The sequence below is a fragment of the Pseudomonas fluorescens genome (assembly GCF_000968015.1).
Classification (GTDB): Bacteria; Pseudomonadota; Gammaproteobacteria; order Pseudomonadales; family Pseudomonadaceae; genus Aquipseudomonas; species Aquipseudomonas fluorescens_W.
On the sequence record NZ_LACH01000026.1, the window covers coordinates 88,936 to 91,183 of the forward strand.

The 2,248-nt window shown below is 57.9% G+C and carries 1 protein-coding gene and 1 pseudogene (1 of these 2 cut by a window edge); one reads left to right on the plus strand and one right to left on the minus strand.

Features of this window, described 5'->3' with window-relative positions:
* A pseudogene (locus VD17_RS14065) lies at positions 1-1,021 on the minus strand (glycoside hydrolase family 17 protein); it reaches 573 nt to the left of the window's first position.
* A gap of 286 nt (positions 1,022-1,307) precedes the next feature.
* Here VD17_RS14065 and VD17_RS14070 point away from each other — a divergent pair.
* A complete protein-coding gene (locus VD17_RS14070) occupies positions 1,308-2,159 on the plus strand; it encodes a glycine betaine ABC transporter substrate-binding protein (RefSeq protein ID WP_046054322.1) in 852 nt (283 codons plus the stop codon).
* Positions 2,160-2,248 lie beyond the last annotated feature (89 nt).

Sequence of the window (2,248 nt, forward strand, 5' to 3'; positions counted from 1 at the left end):
CCGCCAGCCACTGCGTCCAGTAAGGCACATTCGACACCGGACCGGCGAGCACGCCCTTGTCCTGGCGATCGGCATCGAATAGCCCCCAGTAACCACCGACCGCACCTTCGCTGGCGCGTTTCCATGGCTGGTCGAAGGCTTCGATCAGGTTGTAATGCCAGCCTTGCTGCTCCGCCATGATGACAAAAGCGCGAATGAACTTGGCTTCATTGACCCGGCTCGGCAGGGCCGTTTCACGCTGACGGCCTTCGCTGGGCCAGCCGGTTTCGCCAATCATCACGTCCTTGGGTGCGAACTTGTTGCCGAACACCTGACGTACTTCGGCCACATGCTGCAGGGCGGCGTCGATGTTCGATGGATCATCTTCCCAGTACGGCAACAAGTGGATGGTCAGGAAATCCACCGCCGGGGCGACTTCCGGGTGCTTGAGCCAGAACTCCCAGACGTCGGCGTAAGTGACAGGCTGTTTGACCTGGCTTTTGACTTTACTGATGAGCTTGGCCAGCTGCGCACCAGTGACTTCCTTGCGCAACAGGGTTTCGTTGCCGACGATCACCGAGGTCACCACGTCCGCGTTGGCGTTGGCCGAGGCGATCAGCAGGTCGACTTCCTTGGCGGTGTCCACCGGGTTGCTGTTGACCCAGGCGCCGATCATCAGTTTCAGCCCGTGCTTGCGCGCCAGGTCGGGCAGGGCCTCGAGACCGGTCATGGAATAGGTGCGGATGCATTCGAAGCTTTTGGCCAGCAGCGCGAGGTCGGCGTCCATGCGCTCGGGGCGCAGCTTGAACGGCTGATCGAACGGCGATTGGTCCTTGTCGAACGGGGTGTAGGAGGCGCATTGCAGCTTGTGCGTCGCGCTGGCAACGTCCGGCAGCACCACCGGTTTACCGAGGCCGTACCAGAAGCCACCCAGGGCAAAAAGCCCCAACAGGCAGGCGAATAGATAAGCAAAAAAAGGAAAGCGGGATGTCGCGGGCATGGTCAGGCCGTCTGGGAGCAAAGCCGCGCATGTTACCTCCATTTGCCGTGTGCTTGGTGGCCTGCATACTTTTGACATGCAAAGTTTGGGCGGATTGGCCGGCTGACTTTCGGTGGTCTAGATTAATGGCGTTCTGATGTCGTTTCTCGATGCCTTGAGGTCGCTGGTAGAGAAGGTCGCCATTGTCGGGAGGTTGATTATCGAGGCGTCAGTACTCCGCTGATGTTCGGACGAGTTTGCGGTGGGCGTGATGGGGGCGCTGTGCACCATAACAATACGTTGACGCGACTCGGCATCCGTCGAGCGCAGCACTTTCGGGGAAGTAACGATGAAGATGCGACGACTCTTGGGCGCAGGTGCCGCTTTGGTGCTGGCGATCAGTTCTACTGTAGCCAGCGCCGAAGGCAAGGCAGTGACTATCGGTTATGTCGACGGCTGGTCGGACAGTGTTGCCACGACCAACGTGGCCGCTGAAGTGATCAGGCAGAAACTCGGTTATGACGTGAAACTGCAAGCAGTTGCCACCGGGATCATGTGGCAGGGTGTGGCCACTGGCAAACTCGATGCCATGATGTCTGCGTGGCTGCCTGTGACGCATGGTGAATACTGGACCAAGAATAAAGATCAAGTCGTCGATTACGGTCCGAACTTCAAGGACGCGAGAATCGGCCTGATCGTGCCGGAGTACGTCAAAGCTAAAAGTATTGCCGATCTGAAAACCGACGACAGCTTCAAAGATCGTATCGTCGGCATCGACGCCGGTTCGGGCGTAATGCTCAAGTCCGAACAGGCAATCAAGGACTACGATCTGACCGGGTATCAACTCAAGGCCAGTTCCGGCGCCGGCATGATTGCCGAGCTGACCCGTGCCGAGAAGAAAAATGAATCCATTGCTGTCACCGGCTGGGTGCCGCACTGGATGTTCGCCAAGTGGAAACTGCGCTTCCTGGACGACCCGAAAGGCGTTTATGGCGCGGCTGAAACTGTAAACAACATCGGCAGCAAAGATCTGGCAACCAAGGCTCCGGAAGTTGCCAAGTTTATGAAGAACTTCCAGTGGGCGTCGAAAGACGAAATCGGCGAAGTCATGTTGGCCATTCAGGATGGTGCCAAACCTGAAGTCGCCGCGAAGGATTGGGTGGCAAAACACCCGGAACGCGTTGCAGACTGGACCAAATGATTTGAGCTGACGGCTCTAGTCAGCATCTCTCAAGGCCCCTTGGCATAATTGCCAAGGGGCCTTTTGCTTTTCCCCTGTGGGAGCGAGCC